Below are 17374 nucleotides of genomic sequence, written 5' to 3'. Positions count from 1 at the left end.
GGTGTAAAATAGTAACTACATTTTAAAGTGAGAGGATTGGTTGCGTGGAAGTAGAGCAACAACTAACCAATAAAGAACTTAGAAAAAATATATTTGTCATTGTATGGCCAGTATTTGTGGAAGTACTTCTTGGAGCGCTTTTTGGAATGGTCGACATGATGATGGTTGGGAAGGTGCCTGGAGACACTGCTGCAGCCGTTTCTGCAGTTGGGATGACAAACCAGCCGATGTTTCTTGGTTTAAGTTTGATTCAAGCGTTGAACGTCGGAGGAACTGCAATTATTGCTAGGTATTTTGGGGCGAAGAAATATAACCGAATGGGAAGTATCTTGAAGCATGTAATGATACTTGCAATGGTGTTTTGTGTGACGCCCGCAGCGATCTTAATGTTGATTTTCGCGCCAGAGATTTTAGGACTGATGGGTGCAGACGAGAACGTTATTAATGTCGGATTGAACTACTTTAGGATTGTTACGATTGGGTTTATTTTTCAATCACTATCGTTCACTGTAACCGCGGCGCTACGAGGAATTGGTGAAACTAAAATTCCAATGAAGAATAACATTATCGCCAACAGTTGTAATGTTCTAGGAAATGCCATTTTGATTTATGGACTGTTTGGATTCCCGGCCTTAGGTGTTACTGGGGCGGCAATCTCTACAGCATTATCTAATCTGATTGCGATGGGATTAAACATCCGTTATATCTTGTCAGGAAAGAGTGTCTTGAAACTGGATTTTAAAGAAAAATTTAAGTTTAACATCAATGTGATGCGCGATTTAGTGCGTATCGGAATCCCGACAGCATTAGAACAAATGGCGCTTCGTTTTGGGGTTATCATGTTTTTGAAGATTGTTTCTGGGTTAGGAAACAATGTATATGCGGCGCACCAAATTGCCCTTAATGTACTTTCTCTATCCTACTCTCCGGCGCAAGCTTTCGGAATTACAGCGTCGTCATTAATGGGACAATCGCTTGGGGCTAAGAATGAAAAATTGGCAGAGCGTTACACAAAAATGTGTCAGCGAATTGGTCTGGCTTTAGCGATTATGATGTCTGCTTCGATTTATTTTGGTGCAACCTTGTTAGCGGGAATGTATACGGATAATATAGAAATTATTCAAAATACAGTGATTGCTTTATCTATTGTTGCATTTGTTCAACCATTCCAAAGTCATCAACTAATTACTTCTGGAGCCTTGCGCGGGGCAGGAGATACAGTGTGGCCACTTATTGCTATTTTTATTGGTTCATGTGTGATTCGATTAAGTTTAGGATATGTATTTGTAAATTTCTTTGAATGGGGACTTGCTGGTGCATGGTATGCAGTATTTATAGATCAATTTATTCGAGATATGATTATTCTACTTCGATTTAGAAGTGGGAGATGGAAAAACATTCGAATTGCATAATTAAAAGACAAAAGACTATGTAATTTACATAGTCTTTTTCTTTGACAAAAATTCGACCGATTCACAATCGCTATTCATAAATAAACGGTAAAATACAAGAATAAAGTCTATTTTGCAACATGTTGTTGTAAAAGTACGAAAACTTGTTGCAACAACATGTAATATTCAAGAATAATGTCGAGATTTATAATTAAAGTGCAAATAAATGATAGCGCTTTAATAGAAAGGAGTTTTTATGCTAAGCAAAAGACAATCCCGAATATTATCATTATTAGAAGAAAGCAAGCGTTACTTAACAGCAGAGGAAATAGCCCAAAGCACTGGCGTTTCAAAGAGAACTGTACATTCAGAATTGAAGTCGATGGAAGAAGACTTAAATTCGATAGAAAAGATATTAATACGTAAACGAGGAATTGGCATTGCCATAGAGAATAAGAAGAATCTTGAGTCAAAAACATTCGAACTTAATTCGGATAAATCAAGATTGCAAGTAATAATGGAAAATTTATTATTTGGTGAAAAAATCATCAGTTACAACCGATTGTCTGAACTCTTATTTGTAAGTAAAAGTTCAATTTCTAAAGAACTTGAGAAGGTTCAGAAAATTTTAGGAGGAATAGATTTAAAAAGTTCTGCAAAAGGGAGTTATTTAAATGGAGATGAAAGCCAATTGAGAGAAGCATATATACGTTTTAATCATTGGTTGTTTACTCAGTGTACGTCTAACAATACTTATTCTGATTGGTTAGGAAAACTAGAAGAATATTATTCAGAAAACGTTGTAGCTGCGTGTAAAGATGTATTGATTAGTTATTTAAAAAATAATTGGGATTTTGTTTCTGAAGTATATGTACAAAGTCTCTTAAGTAGTTTAATTGTACAAACTTATCGAATGTATTGTGGGGAATTTGTAAAGTGTAAACCTTCAGGTATTGAGAGTGAAGAGGCGGTAAATCGCATATTAAATGAAGTGTCAGATCGTTTGAACATAGATTTTAACGAAATTGAAAAAGAATATTTTGCAGGAAAGCTTATCAGTTTCCGCTTTGAACCTGCTGCGAGTAAAGTGATTGAACAGCAGTTAGTACACCAAATAGTACTAGACATGTGTTCAGTATTGAAGCTAACAATAAATAACGATTGTGGAATTAAGGCAATGCTAGAAAATCATATGTTTTCCATGCTTTATCGATTAAGAAATCATCAAAAAATTGAAAATCCTTTTGTGGATCAAATAAAAGAAGAGTATGGTGTGGTTTTCCAAACAATCTGGATAGTACTACAAAAATATGAATCTCTATTAAGTGTTCAGTTTAATGATGAAGAAATTGCTTATTTAACAATTTATTTTCAAACCTTTATAGAGGAAAACAGAACAATCAAAAAGTTGTTGGTAGTTTGTCAATTAGGAGTTGCAACTTCAGAATTGATTATTAGAAAATTGATAAATTATTTACCAGCAACCACCAAAGTTGAGAGAGTTTCAAAACAACAATTTGAAAGAATGAAAGATTTAGAGGAGTATTCGCTTATTCTGACAACCATTACTTTAGATAGAGCCAAACATAATACGATTAAAGTATCACCATATTTAACGAAGAATGAATTGCAAATGATTAGAGAGGTATTGGATGAAAATGAATCGTCACATCAAAATGTTCAAAAAGGCATTTCAAATCGTTATGGAGGGATCTTTAATCAGGAGATAGATTGTGTGAAAAAAGAGTGGACAAGTAAAGTTGAAATTATAGAAGCAGCTTCGAATGTTCTTTTTAAGGAAGGTTTCGTAAGTGAAAAATTTAAAGATGGAATTTTAATTCGTGAAAATTTAGGTGGGACAGATTTGCCTATTGGAATAGCTATACCACATGGAAAACCGCAGGATGTTTATAAAACAACTATTCTTCCTGTCACTTTAAAAAGAAAGATTAAATGGGATGAGTTTTATGTTGATATTGTGTTCTTTATCTGTATCTGTGAGGAAGACAGAATGAAAACGAAAAAGATTATCCAAAATATTTATAGCATTATGGAAGATAAAGAGCTATTAAGAAGGATAAGAAACTGCAAATCAATGGAAGAATTTTTTATTACTTTTGAAAAAGAAGGAGATTTGTTATGAGTGAAGTAGTTCAACAGGGATTAATTATTATCAATCAAGAGTTTAAAGGAAAGGAGGATGCAATCCGAAGTTTAATTTCTCGTGCTTTAGTATGTGGGAAACTAAATGACGATAATAAATTTTATCAAGCGGTACTCCAGCGAGAAGAAGAAGTATCAACTGCTATTGGATATTCAATTGCAATTCCTCATGGAAAGTCTGAATCAGTTTTAGAACCATTTGTTGCTTTTGCTCGAAATGTTTGTGAGTTTCAGTGGGGAGAAGAGGATGATTCCAAAGTTCGATTAATATTTATGATTGGTGTACCAAATGAAAGCAGTCAGCTCCATCTTAAGTTTATTTCTCAATTAAGTAAAAAATTGCTGGATGAGGAATTTCGAGAAAAACTATTAATGCTAGATTCAATAGAGGAAATTTTATATCAATTAAAAACAATAAAACTATAGGAGGTAATCAAAATGAAAGTAGTTGGTGTGACAGCTTGCCCGACAGGCATTGCTCATACTTATATGGCGCAAGAGGCAATTGAAAAAGAGTGCCGGAAAAGAGGGTTTGAGGTTAAGGTTGAGACGCAAGGAGGTATGGGAATAGAACAAGAGTTAGAGCAAGAAGAAATTGATGCGGCGGATGTTGTTATTTTAGCGGTAGCAATTAGTATCGAAGGCGAAGAAAGATTTGAAGAAAAAGAAGAACTAGGAAGAGTGTTAACCGTAGAACCTGGAGAAATGATTAAGCATCCAGAGAAATATATTGATGAAGCCATTAAATTAGTAGAATGATTTTTTGAAAAGGGAGATGAAAAAAATGAGTAAAGAAAACAGTGTTTTTAAAGAACTTCAAAAAGCATTTAATTCAGGCGTTTCGTATATGTTACCTGCAGTAGTAGTTGGTGGTATTTTTCTTGCATTCTCTTTAGCAACTGGTGAAGCAACTGAAACTGGTATGTCAGTAACGAATCCTTTCATGAAGAATCTGTTGGATTTAGGATTAGCAGGATTTGGTATGATGATTCCTATTTTATCAGGTTATATTGCCTACTCAATCGCTGGAAAACCTGCTTTAGCACCTGGGATGATTCTCGGATATGTTGCTAACAATCCTATAGGAGAAGGACAAGTAAAAACAGGATTTTTAGGTGCTATGATTTTAGGGGTAGCAGTTGGTTATTTTGTTCAATGGTTCAAAAAATTTAAAGTGCCTAATACAATCAGAACAATTATGCCAATCTTGATCATTCCAATTGTTACAGTATTTGTTTTAGGTATGATTTATATCTACGTGATTGCAGTGCCTATTGGAATTGCTATGACTTGGTTAGTTTCTACATTAAAGGATTTACAAGGAGGAAGTGCGATTCTTCTTGGCGTGATTATTGGAGCTATGACAGCTATTGATATGGGAGGACCAATTAATAAAACAGCAACAGCTTTTACTCTAGCGTTAATGGCTGAAGGCGTGTATGCACCAAATGGTGCTCACCGTATTGCTGTGGCGATTCCACCGCTAGCTATGGCACTATCTACTTTTATTGATCGTAAAAAATATACCGCAGAAGATAAGGACTTAGGAATGTCAGCATTCTTCATGGGGTTAATTGGGATTACTGAAGGTGCAATTCCTTTCGCGGTAAAAGATGTAAAACGTGTGTTACCAGCAATTATTGTTGGTAGTGCGGTAGGTGGAGCTTTAGGAATGATTAATAATGTAGAGGCTTTAGTTCCTCATGGTGGATTAATCATTTTACCAGTTGTTAATGGAAAATTATGGTATGTACTCGCGATGTTAATTGGTACGCTAGTATCTGTTGCGATGTTACACTTCACTAAACCAGATTTAGACGAATCGTTATTAAAATAGGGGGATTCTATTATGAATAAATTACCGATTAAAACAATTGTTGAAGGATTGCTTAAACTTCAGGAGACGGGTGACAGTGCCACAATTTTAGGAATTGGGCCAATGTCAAAAAACTGTGTTCAAGCCACATTAGAGTTGTCGAAAGATGAAGATTTTCCAGTAATGTTTATTGCAAGTCGAAATCAAGTTGATTCTGATGAATTTGGTGGTGGATACGTTAATGGTTGGGACCAAAAACGATTTGCAGCCGCAGTTGAGGAAGTAGCTGATGAGATCGGATATGACAATTTTTACTATCTCTGTCGGGATCATGGTGGACCATGGCAAAGAGATAAGGAAAGAAATGATCATCTTCCTGTTGATGTTGCAATGGAAATTGGAAAGAAATCATATTTGGCAGATATCGAAGCTGGATTTGATTTACTAATGATTGACCCTACAAAAGATCCATTTGAAATCGGAAAAGTAATTCCTTTGGAGACAGTATTAGAAAGAACTGTTGAGCTAATTGAATATTGTGAAAAAGAAAGAATTAAACGAAATATTCCAACTATTGGATACGAAGTGGGAACAGAGGAAACAAATGGTGGCTTAACTTCTACTGAAACATATGAGACATTTATTTTGAAATTGAAAGATGAACTAGAAAAGAGAGATTTACCGATGCCGACATTTATTGTTGGCCAAACTGGGACTTTAGTCCGTAAAACAGATCAAGTAGGTAATTTTAATTTCAAAAATGCATATGATTTAGCAGAAATGGCTAAAAAGTATCATGTAGGACTAAAAGAACACAATGGAGATTATCTAGATGATGTTACTTTGTTAGAACATATTCCATCTTCAATTACTGCAACTAATGTGGCTCCTCAATATGGAACTGAAGAAACTAGAGCATATCTAAATTTAGTTGCTGTGGAAGCTAAATTAGTAAAACATGGTCTAGTTACATCTCCTTCTAAGTTAAGAGAAACATTACTTCTTCATGCGATTAAATCAGAACGCTGGAGAAAGTGGATGATTGGAGATCAAACAAAATTAACTGTTGAAGATATTCTAAGAGATGGGCAAGAAGAATTACAAAATGAAATCCTAGATATTGCAGGTCATTATACATTTAATGATCCTGAAGTGAAGCTTGAAATAGAAAAATTATACGAAAACCTAGCTAAGCATAATATTGATGGACGTAGATATGTAATAGATCATATTAAGAGACCTATTAGAGATTATGTTGAATGTTATAAATTAAAAGGTGTAACAACAAGAATTAAAAACATTCAATAAAGATAAAAGGCTGGAATTTTCCAGCCTTTTTGTTTTGAGCATGAATCATGCGGATTAGTTTACTGAAATGTTAGAAAATCAAAAGAAAACTTATGGAGATTGATTTTTTATTGATTTTCTATCATTTTTGATTGGTGCAGCAACGGTGTTTGTGATACTATAGTAGAAAGATGTAAAGAGATTGGAGTTTTCAAACGATTATGGCAAGAAAAGGTTTATTAATCGTTTTATCTGGGCCTTCAGGAGTCGGAAAAGGAACAGTACGCGCAGCTATTTTTGCAAAAGGCAATCAAAAATTTGTGTACTCAGTATCTGCAACGACTCGTAAGCCAAGACCAGGTGAAGTGGATGGAAAAGATTATTTCTTCAAATCTAGAGAAGAATTTGAAGCGATGATTGAAAATAAAAAATTATTAGAATACGCGGAGTATGTAGGAAACTACTATGGAACACCTTTAGAATATGTGCAAGAAACATTAGATAAAGGAAAAGATGTATTCTTAGAAATCGAAGTTCAAGGAGCGCTTCAAGTTCGCGAAGCGATGCCAGACGGGGTGTTTATTTTCTTAACACCACCTGATTTACATGAACTAGAATCTCGCATCGTAAACCGTGGAACAGATTCAGACGAAGTGATTAAAAATCGTATGAAGGTTGCTAGAGAAGAACTTTGTTTGATGAAGTATTATGATTACTCTGTTGTTAATGATAAAGTAGAAAATGCGGTTCAACAAATTGAAGCTATTATTCAAACTGAACATTTACGAATTCAAAGAAATATAGAGAGTATTGAAGAGTTTGAAGATGAGTTAGAAGAAATTTTAGAGGAAGAGTAGAAAGAGGGAAAGTTGTTATGATGTTATACCCATCAATCGATAAGTTACTAAAAAAAATCGATTCAAAATATTCATTAGTAATTCTTTCAAGTAAACGTGCGCATGAATTACACCACCATGAACCACCATTGTTAGAAAGCTATGAATCACATAAAAATGTTGGTCGTGCGTTAGAAGAAATCGCAGCTGGAAAATTAACTATCCGTGAAGACAGCAAACCAGAACATGTATAAATTAAATATATAGTCAAGGGGGTTCCCCTTGGCTTTTTATTTTTGCAGTAGAGAAGTATAGCGTAGGCAACAACAAAATGAAGTTCAATATGGTATAATAAATAGTAAAACAATTTTGGAGGTGAAAAGATGTATGCAAAAGTAATCGTTGATGTACCAGTCATTCAAGTAAATCGTCCTTTTGATTATCATGTCCCTGAAATATTACAAGAGAGCATTGAAGTTGGAATGCGTGTTGCTGTTCCATTTGGGGGACGTAGTATTTCTGGATTTGTTTTGGCTCTTAGTGATGAAGTTGATTTCGACGGAGAAATAAAAGATATTTTGCATTTAATGGATTTAGATCCCGTCTTGTCACCAGAGATGATTGAGTTAGGCGCCTATTTATCGAAGAAAGTTCATGCATTCCTCATTCAATGCTATCAAACTATGCTTCCAGCGATGTTGAAGTCTAATTATGAAAAACGATTTGTATTAGTGAATCCAAAAGAGAATGAAGATGTATTTCGAGAAATTTTCCATTATGAGAACACATTACTTTATACAGATGACCTACCACAAGAACAACTAAAACGGTTGATGAAGTTAAAAAAAGAAGGCGTTGTAGTTATCGAGACGGTTGTGAAAGACCGTGCCAAGGTGAAAACGGAAGACTGGATTCGATTGAACTACGTGATGCAAGAGTATGAGGAGTTTATTCCTACGCTTTCTGCACGTGCTAAGAAGAAAATATCGCTCTTAAAGACTCTCGCTTCGATGGAAAGAATGGAAATCCAGAAGAAAAGTTTCTTAGAAGATACAGATTTTACAACGGCTGATTTAAAATTTGCAGTAGAGCATAATTGGATTACGATAGTTCAAAAAGAAGTAAGTCGCGATCCGTATAAGGGAAGATTCTTTAAGAAGAGTGTTCCTTTTCAATTGAATGAGGGACAGCAACTGGCATTTGATAGAGTAAAAGAAGAATCTATCGATCCACATAACTCAAAAGTATATTTATTAGAAGGCGTTACTGGTTCTGGGAAAACGGAGGTTTATTTGCAATGGATTAGTGAAGTTATTGCAAAAGGGCAAAGTGCGATGATGCTTGTTCCTGAAATTGCTTTAACACCTCAGATGGTCGAACGATTTAAGTCTCGCTTTGGAGATAGGGTTGCTGTTCTACATAGTGGACTGAGCACAGGCGAAAAATTTGATGAATGGAGAAAAATCAAGAATAAAGAAGCAGATATTGTTGTTGGAGCACGTTCTTCTATTTTTGCTCCATTAGAAAATATTGGCATTATTATTTTAGATGAGGAACATGAAACCTCTTATAAACAGGATGAATCTCCTAGATATCACGCAAGAGATATCGCAATTTGGAGGGGTGAATTCCATCACTGTCCTGTAGTGTTAGGGAGTGCAACTCCTAGTTTAGAATCAAGAGCTCGAGCGCAAAAAGGAGTCTATACTCTTCTGAAACTAACCAAAAGAGCTAAAGAACAAATTCTTCCAGAAGTGCATTTAATTGATATGAGAAATGAATTTATTCATCAGAAAGGATCGTTTTCTCAAACCTTATTAAAAGCAATCGAAAATCGATTGGAAAAGAAAGAGCAAACGGTTTTGCTATTAAATCGAAGAGGCTATTCCTCTTTTGTATTATGCAGGGATTGCGGTTATGTTTTAGAATGTCCAAACTGCGATATTTCGTTAACACTTCATATGGATACGAAAACAATGAAGTGTCATTATTGTGGACATGAAGAGAGAATCCCAACTTTTTGTCCTAAGTGTCAAAGTCGACAAATTCGTTACTTTGGAACTGGAACTCAGAAAGTTCAAGAGGAATTGCAAGAGGTATTCCCAGACGCTCGTATTGTAAGAATGGATGTGGATACGACAAGACGTAAAGGACAGCATGAAGCGATTCTGAAACAGTTTGAGAATCAAGAAGCAGATATTTTAATTGGAACCCAAATGATTGCGAAAGGCCTAGACTATCCAAACGTAACGCTCGTTGGAGTGATTAATGCAGATACGGCACTAAATATACCTGATTTTAGAAGTTCGGAAAAAACATTCCAACTGCTCACACAAGTTTCAGGTCGTGCAGGACGTGGGGAGAAACCGGGTGAAGTATTTATTCAAACCTATAATCCAACACATTACGCGATTCAATTAGCACAAGGACATCATTATGAACGATTCTTCGAAACAGAAATGCGAATGCGTCATATGGCTAACTATCCACCATATTTCTTTACGACGATGATTACGTTTTCTAGTGAAGAAGAAGGAGTGGCGTTGAAGAAAGCTATCGAAGTTCATAAGTCATTGATGGCAAATGTGTCACCAAAAGCAGTTGTGTTAGGTCCAACTGCTAAATCGATTGCGAGAATGAACAACCGTTATTATTTCCAAATCATTGTGAAATACAAAAATGAGCCGCAGCTGCAAGAGTTTTTGGAGCAATTGATGATTGAAACGCAAGAGATTGGTTCGAAGAAAATACTTATGACAATTGATATGGAACCACAACATTTCTTATAGAGGTGAACAATGAAGAAAGTTATTTTTATGGGAACGCCGGAATTTTCTACAGGCGTTTTGAAACGATTAATTGAAGAGAAAACAGTTGAAGTGATTGCTGTTGTGACACAACCAGACCGTGCAGTTGGACGTAAGAAAATCATTACTCCGACTCCTGTGAAGGTAGTTGCATTAGAGCATGATATTCCTGTCTACCAACCAGAAAAATTAAGTGGATCACAGGAATTGGAAGAGTTAATGCAACTAGATGCAGATTTAATTGTAACGGCTGCATATGGTCAATTCTTGCCAACGAAGTTTTTAAACTTCCCACGTTTTGGTGCGGTGAACGTTCATGCGTCACTCTTACCAAAATATCGTGGTGGAGCTCCGATTCATTATGCGATTATGAATGGTGACAAAGAAACTGGCGTAACGATTATGCGCATGGTTGCGAAGATGGATGCCGGTGCGATTATTTCGCAACGTGCGATTCCAATTACTGGTGAAGATGACGTTGCAAGTATGTTTGAAAAATTAAGTGTCGTTGGAGCAGACTTACTAATCGAAACATTACCAGAGATATTTGCCGGAACGATTACTGAAGTGGAGCAAGATGAAGCATTAGTATCATTCTCTCCAAATATTTCAAGAGAGCAAGAGCAAATCGATTGGAATAAAACAGCGACTGAAGTAGATTGCTTTGTACGAGGCTTACGTCCATGGCCAACTTCATTTACGGTTTTAAATGGAAATCGTGTGAAGATGTGGGGAGTTTCTTTAACGGATAAACAAACCGCTAAAACTCCTGGAAGCTTATTTATAGATGGTGGACGTCTATATGTGGCTTGTGGTGGCGGAACAGTGCTTGAAATTACACGTCTTCAACCAGCAGGAAAAGCTCAAATGGACGCGAAGGCGTTTATCAATGGATTTTCTGAATGGTTGAAGAATGATGCGATTTTTGAGGGATTAAACCATGAGTAATGTACGTGATATTTGCGTAGAATTATTAACAAATGTAGAAAAAAATCAAGCGTACTCGACTGTCGCGTTTCAAAATGTGTTGCAAAAACATAAATTGGATGTAAGAGATAGAGGACTATTAACGGAATTGTTTTACGGTACGATTCAACGTAAATTGACATTAGACTTCTATTTAAAACCATTTATCGAGAAACAAAAGAAAATGGAACTATGGGTGCTAAGTTTACTGCGAATGACTGTATATCAAATGGCGTATCTTGACCGAGTCCCTGATCATGCTGCTATTTTTGAAGCTGTACAAATTGCTAAAAAACGTGGTCATCAAGGGATTGCGAAATTCGTCAATGGTGTTCTTAGAAATGTTCAACGTTCTGGATTCGATGGAGTTTCTTCTATTAAAGATGAACGTGAACGTTTGAGTGTTGAATTTAGCATGCCACGCTGGATTGTAGAATTATTATTTGAACAATACGGAGAAGTGGCAAGAGAGATTTTCCCAAGTTTAAATATTGCGCCGCATTTAAGTGCGCGTATTCAAAATCCAGAGATGTCAGTTGAAGAAGTGCAAACTCTTCTAAGAGAAGAAGGGGTAATGGTTCAAGAAAGTAAGTTATCTCCTCGAGCAGTGATTGTCAAAGAAGGAGATTTACTAGGGTCGAAAGCATTCAAAGATGGTATCGTTACGGTTCAAGACGAGTCATCCTCATTAGTGGCTCAAGTAGGAAAACTTCAACATGGAGATAAAGTGCTCGATACTTGTGCAGCTCCTGGAGGAAAAACTACTCATTTTGCAAGTTATCTTGTGGCTGAAGAGGGTGGACTTGTTGAGGCGTTGGATTTGCATGAGAATAAATTACGCAAAATTCATCAAAATGCAAAACGCCTTGGGGTAGAAGACAGAATTCATACTCATGCACTCGATGCTAGAAAAGTAGGAGAACTTTTTGAAAAAGAAAGTTTTGATGCAGTATTTGTAGATGCCCCATGTTCTGGTTTAGGCCTCATGCGCCGGAAACCAGATATAAAATACACAAAAAATAGTGAAGATTTAACAAAATTACAAATAATACAGTTGGAAATTTTAGCGTCAGTTGCTACAATGGTAAAGAACAGTGGAAAATTGATTTATTCAACTTGCACGATTAATAAAAGTGAGAATGAGGAAGTCGTTCTTAAATTTTTAGCCAATCATCCGGATTTTGAATTACAACCAATAGAAGAGTTTGGGTGTACTAATGAAAATCCGATGCTTACCATATTGCCACATGAATATCACACAGATGGTTTTTTCATTGCAAGAATGGTAAGAAAATAGATTCGCAACAGGAGGGAAAATATGGAGATAGCCATCAAGAGTGACGTTGGGCAAAGACGTACCTTAAACGAAGATGCTGCCGGATATTTTTTGAATACTCAAAATATGCCACTTATCGTTGTTTGCGATGGGATTGGCGGGCATAATGCTGGGGATGTAGCTAGTGCTATGGCATTATCTCATTTGGGAAAACGTTGGGAAGAAGAAAGTATTACGGATACAGAAGCGGCCTACCAATGGCTGGTTAAAAATATTCAGGCTGAAAATGATCGTGTCTTTCAGAAAGCAAACCAATATCGTGAATTGGATGGGATGGGGACGACAATTGTTGCAGCAGTAATCATTGATTCTGAATTATTAGTAGCAAATGTTGGAGACAGTCGAGCTTATTTATATCGCAATTTTCAAATTAAGCAATTAACGGAAGATCATACACTCGTACAAGAATTAGTGAAATCTGGAGAGATTACTGAAGAGGAAGCAAAAAGACATCCTCAAAGAAATATTGTTACTCAGTCTTTGGGAATTACTTTGAATGTCCAAATAGATTTTGTACGTGTGACTTTAAAAAATGAGGATACGATTTTACTTTGTTCAGACGGATTGTCTAACATGTTAGAAGATCAATATATAAAAGAAATATTAGGTAATTATTCTGATGTAAATACACAAGCTCAAAAAGCGGTCTTAGCTGCTAACGAAGCAGGCGGACGGGATAATATTACCGTAGCGATTGCTAAATATTTGGTGAGAGAGGAGGTAGCATAATGTTTGAATCGGGGAAGACAATCGGAGGTCGATATAAGATTCAGTCTCATGTGGGAACTGGTGGTATGGCCACAGTTTACTTGGCAAGAGATTTAATTTTAGAGCGACCTGTTGCTGTGAAAGTACTTAGATTTGATTTTCACTCAAATGAAGCAGCAATGAGACGTTTTCAAAGAGAGGCACAATCAGCAACTCAATTAGTTCATCCTAATATTGTAGGAGTCTATGATGTAGGAGAAGAAAATGGAACCCATTATATTGTGATGGAATACGTCGAAGGAACCGATTTGAAAGAATATATTCGAGAAAGAGGGCCTCTACCACCACGAGAAGCAGTACGTATTATGACACAAATTGTTTCTGCTATAGAGGTGGCTCATCAAAATAGAATTATTCATCGCGACATTAAACCTCAAAATATTTTGATTGATAAACATGGTGATGTTAAAATTACGGATTTTGGGATTGCGATTGCATTATCGGAGACTTCACTTACTCAAACAAATACGTTATTAGGATCTGTTCATTATTTATCTCCGGAACAAGCTAGAGGCGGAATGGCTACGATTCGAAGTGATATATATGCTCTTGGAATAGTTCTGTATGAATTGTTAGTTGGTGAGGTTCCTTTTGAAGGGGAGTCTGCTGTATCAATTGCCCTAAAGCATTTTCAAGAACCACTTCCACGAATTTCATTAATGTTACCAACAGTTCCTCAAAGCTTAGAAAATGTCGTTCTTAAAGCAACTGCAAAAGAACCTTTGGACCGTTATAATAGTTGTGAAGAGATGCTGGAGGATTTACAAACGTGTTTAAATCCTGAAAGGCTTAATGAACCGATGTTTAAACCCACTACATTGAATCAGGAAACAAAAGTTTTACAACCGATTGCTACAGAAGCCATACCTCGAAAAATCCCAACTTCGAGTAAAGAAGTTCCTGAAATTCAATTTGATGAAGAAAAGAAGCCTATTACTCAAGAGCCGAAGAAAAAAAGAAAAAAATGGCCTTGGATTTTACTACTTCTTATAACCCTTATTGGGGCAGCTGCCATTTTTGCATATATTCAATCTGCGCCAAAAGAGGTTACTATTCCAGATTTGAGTAAGTACACGGAAGCTGAAGCAAAAGTAAAATTAGCAGATTTGAATCTGGAAATCTCTGATGTTCAAAAAGTTAAATCAGATACCGTGGAAGAAGGAAAAGTGGTCGAAACTAATCCTAAAGCCGGAAGTAAAGTTAGAGAAAAATCAAAAGTAGTTTTAAAAGTTAGTGCCGGGAAAGATACGGTGACGATAGGAAACTACGTTGGTAATACATTCGATAAAGCAAAAGATGAACTTCAAAAATTAGGGATTGCTGTAGAGAAGAAAGAAATCTATTCTGATACAGTCGAAGCTGGTAAAGTTACAGAACAAAGTATCGCAAAGGATCAAAAGGTTGTTGCGAAGGAAACAAAGATGATTTTGACAGTTTCGAAAGGCAAAGAACCAGTGACCTTAGTCAACTTAAAAGGCTACACTCGTTCAGGAGTTCAAGAATACGCTAAACAGAATGGACTAAAACTTCAAATTACTGAAGAAAATAGTAATGAGACAGAAGATACAGTTATTAAACAGTCTCCAGCAGAAGGAGCCACTTTAAAACAAGGAGATACATTAACGGTTGTTATTTCAAAAGGAAAAGGGGAAAGAGTCGTTAGTCGTAAGTTTACGATTCCTTATGAAGAAAAGAAACAAGCGAATAATGGAAATGGAAACCATACTTCAACTCAAGAGAAACAACCGAATACGGTCGAAGTATTTATTCAGGATGCTAATAATAATATAAATACGGCTTATCGATCGTTCAAAATAACGGAAACAACAACAATTAGTATTGATTTCACCTTTAATAATCAAGTGAATAGTGGTAAATACATCATTAAAAAAGATGGAGTAACGATTGATACCGGTGTTGTTCAGTAAGAGGTTATCATAGAGACAGAGTCTACGTTTTTAATAGTTAGACTCTGTTTTCTTTTCTAATAAAAATATATTAAAAAATTCATGTCCATTTTAGTTGCAAACCAAATCTGAATATGATAAATTAATATCACTGTGAAGCGAACGTTCGCTTTTAAAACAGTTCCAAAAAACTTTGAAAAAGTTGAATAAAAACTGTTGACAGTAAAAATGTCCTATGATAGGATATAGAAGTTGTTGCAAAACAACGATTGACCTTTGAAAACTGAACAAAGAAGACGAACCAAATGTGTAGGGACTTCATTCAATTGAATGAAGAAACAACAATTTCTTATCTCTTAAAGAGATACAATAAGTCAGTAATTAAAATGAGCTTTTCAAAGCTCATGAAAATTCAAATTTTTCATGAGAGTTTGATCCTGGCTCAGGACGAACGCTGGCGGCGTGCCTAATACATGCAAGTCGAACGAGAGCGACCGGTGCTTGCACTGGTCAATCTAGTGGCGAACGGGTGAGTAACACGTGGGTAACCTGCCCATCAGAGGGGGATAACATCCGGAAACGGATGCTAAAACCGCATAGGTCTTCGAATCGCATGGTTTGAAGAGGAAAAGAGGCGCAAGCTTCTGCTGATGGATGGACCCGCGGTGCATTAGCTAGTTGGTGAGGTAACGGCTCACCAAGGCCGTGATGCATAGCCGACCTGAGAGGGTGATCGGCCACATTGGGACTGAGACACGGCCCAAACTCCTACGGGAGGCAGCAGTAGGGAATCTTCCGCAATGGACGCAAGTCTGACGGAGCAACGCCGCGTGAGTGAAGAAGGTTTTCGGATCGTAAAACTCTGTTGTTAGAGAAGAACAAGTGCTAGAGTAACTGTTAGCGCCTTGACGGTATCTAACCAGAAAGCCACGGCTAACTACGTGCCAGCAGCCGCGGTAATACGTAGGTGGCAAGCGTTGTCCGGATTTATTGGGCGTAAAGCGAGCGCAGGCGGTTCCTTAAGTCTGATGTGAAAGCCCCCGGCTCAACCGGGGAGGGTCATTGGAAACTGGGGAACTTGAGTGCAGAAGAGGAGAGTGGAATTCCATGTGTAGCGGTGAAATGCGTAGATATATGGAGGAACACCAGTGGCGAAGGCGACTCTCTGGTCTGTAACTGACGCTGAGGCTCGAAAGCGTGGGTAGCAAACAGGATTAGATACCCTGGTAGTCCACGCCGTAAACGATGAGTGCTAAGTGTTGGAGGGTTTCCGCCCTTCAGTGCTGCAGTTAACGCATTAAGCACTCCGCCTGGGGAGTACGACCGCAAGGTTGAAACTCAAAGGAATTGACGGGGACCCGCACAAGCGGTGGAGCATGTGGTTTAATTCGAAGCAACGCGAAGAACCTTACCAAGTCTTGACATCCTTTGACCACTCTAGAGATAGAGCTTTCCCTTCGGGGACAAAGTGACAGGTGGTGCATGGTTGTCGTCAGCTCGTGTCGTGAGATGTTGGGTTAAGTCCCGCAACGAGCGCAACCCTTATTACTAGTTGCCAGCATTCGGTTGGGCACTCTAGTGAGACTGCCGGTGACAAACCGGAGGAAGGTGGGGATGACGTCAAATCATCATGCCCCTTATGACTTGGGCTACACACGTGCTACAATGGATGGTACAACGAGCAGCGAACTCGCGAGGGTAAGCGAATCTCTTAAAGCCATTCTCAGTTCGGATTGTAGGCTGCAACTCGCCTACATGAAGCCGGAATCGCTAGTAATCGCGGATCAGCACGCCGCGGTGAATACGTTCCCGGGTCTTGTACACACCGCCCGTCACACCACGAGAGTTTGTAACACCCAAAGTCGGTGAGGTAACCATTTGGAGCCAGCCGCCTAAGGTGGGATAGATGATTGGGGTGAAGTCGTAACAAGGTAGCCGTATCGGAAGGTGCGGCTGGATCACCTCCTTTCTAAGGATAAACCTCAGTGCCGTAAGGTATTGAAGGTAATACGGAACCCTACAGGGTTTAGACTTCTTTGTTTAGTTTTGAGAGGTTCATCTCTCAATTTTGTTCTTTGAAAACTGAATACTATATCA

Annotated in this window: 13 protein-coding genes and 1 rRNA gene; all 14 read left to right on the top strand. The window is 37.3% G+C overall.

The features are described from left to right. Window positions 1-44: 44 nt before the first annotated feature. The 14 genes from NQ540_RS06550 (at window position 45) to NQ540_RS06485 (ending at window position 17246) form a co-directional block, all read left to right on the top strand. On the top strand, window positions 45-1412 hold the full coding sequence (locus NQ540_RS06550) for an MATE family efflux transporter (protein WP_005606616.1): 1368 nt from the start codon (window positions 45-47) through the stop codon (window positions 1410-1412). Between the two features lie 235 nt (window positions 1413-1647). Then, on the top strand, window positions 1648-3534 hold the full coding sequence (locus NQ540_RS06545; RefSeq protein ID WP_005606614.1) for a BglG family transcription antiterminator: 1887 nt from the start codon (window positions 1648-1650) through the stop codon (window positions 3532-3534). Next, window positions 3531-3980 carry a fructose PTS transporter subunit IIA gene (locus tag NQ540_RS06540; RefSeq protein WP_005606613.1) on the top strand — a complete coding sequence of 150 codons (450 nt, stop codon included), beginning with the start codon at window positions 3531-3533 and terminating at the stop codon, window positions 3978-3980. The genes NQ540_RS06545 and NQ540_RS06540 overlap by 4 nt, the downstream gene beginning before the upstream one ends. A gap of 12 nt (window positions 3981-3992) precedes the next feature. Then, a complete protein-coding gene (locus NQ540_RS06535) occupies window positions 3993-4313 on the top strand; it encodes a PTS fructose transporter subunit IIB (protein WP_005606610.1) in 321 nt (106 codons plus the stop codon). 25 nt (window positions 4314-4338) lie between these two features. Continuing rightward, window positions 4339-5391 (top strand): PTS fructose transporter subunit IIC, encoded by a 1053-nt coding sequence (locus tag NQ540_RS06530; protein ID WP_039849077.1) that lies wholly within the window; start codon window positions 4339-4341, stop codon window positions 5389-5391. Window positions 5392-5403: 12 nt separating this feature from the next. Continuing rightward, a complete protein-coding gene (locus NQ540_RS06525; protein WP_005606607.1) occupies window positions 5404-6678 on the top strand; it encodes a class II D-tagatose-bisphosphate aldolase non-catalytic subunit in 1275 nt (424 codons plus the stop codon). Between the two features lie 200 nt (window positions 6679-6878). Further along, window positions 6879-7514, top strand: coding sequence for a guanylate kinase (gmk, locus tag NQ540_RS06520; RefSeq protein ID WP_005606605.1), 636 nt, complete (start codon window positions 6879-6881; stop codon window positions 7512-7514). A 17-nt stretch (window positions 7515-7531) separates the two neighbouring features. Continuing rightward, complete coding sequence (rpoZ, locus tag NQ540_RS06515; protein WP_005606604.1) at window positions 7532-7747, top strand: DNA-directed RNA polymerase subunit omega; 216 nt, start codon at window positions 7532-7534, stop codon at window positions 7745-7747. A 129-nt stretch (window positions 7748-7876) separates the two neighbouring features. Beyond that, window positions 7877-10282: a primosomal protein N' gene (gene priA / locus NQ540_RS06510; RefSeq protein ID WP_005606602.1), complete on the top strand. Its 2406-nt coding sequence runs from the start codon at window positions 7877-7879 to the stop codon at window positions 10280-10282. A 9-nt stretch (window positions 10283-10291) separates the two neighbouring features. Next, window positions 10292-11248, top strand: a complete 957-nt coding sequence (gene fmt, locus NQ540_RS06505; RefSeq protein ID WP_005606600.1) for a methionyl-tRNA formyltransferase — start codon at window positions 10292-10294, stop codon at window positions 11246-11248. Next, complete coding sequence (gene rsmB, locus NQ540_RS06500) at window positions 11241-12563, top strand: 16S rRNA (cytosine(967)-C(5))-methyltransferase RsmB (protein ID WP_005606598.1); 1323 nt, start codon at window positions 11241-11243, stop codon at window positions 12561-12563. Before fmt ends, rsmB begins: the two co-directional genes overlap by 8 nt. Before the next feature lie 21 nt (window positions 12564-12584). After that, on the top strand, window positions 12585-13331 hold the full coding sequence (locus tag NQ540_RS06495; protein WP_005606596.1) for a Stp1/IreP family PP2C-type Ser/Thr phosphatase: 747 nt from the start codon (window positions 12585-12587) through the stop codon (window positions 13329-13331). Continuing rightward, a complete protein-coding gene (gene pknB / locus NQ540_RS06490; RefSeq protein ID WP_005606595.1) occupies window positions 13331-15298 on the top strand; it encodes a Stk1 family PASTA domain-containing Ser/Thr kinase in 1968 nt (655 codons plus the stop codon). The genes NQ540_RS06495 and pknB overlap by 1 nt, the downstream gene beginning before the upstream one ends. A 398-nt stretch (window positions 15299-15696) precedes the next feature. Further along, window positions 15697-17246, top strand: a 16S ribosomal RNA gene (locus NQ540_RS06485). The last annotated feature ends 128 nt before the right edge of the window (window positions 17247-17374 follow it).

It is taken from the genome of Granulicatella adiacens ATCC 49175, from assembly GCF_025150565.1.
GTDB lineage: Bacteria > Bacillota > Bacilli > Lactobacillales > Aerococcaceae > Granulicatella > Granulicatella adiacens.
The sequence above is the reverse complement of the archived record's forward strand: the minus strand, read 5'-3'. Positions and strand labels throughout refer to the sequence as shown.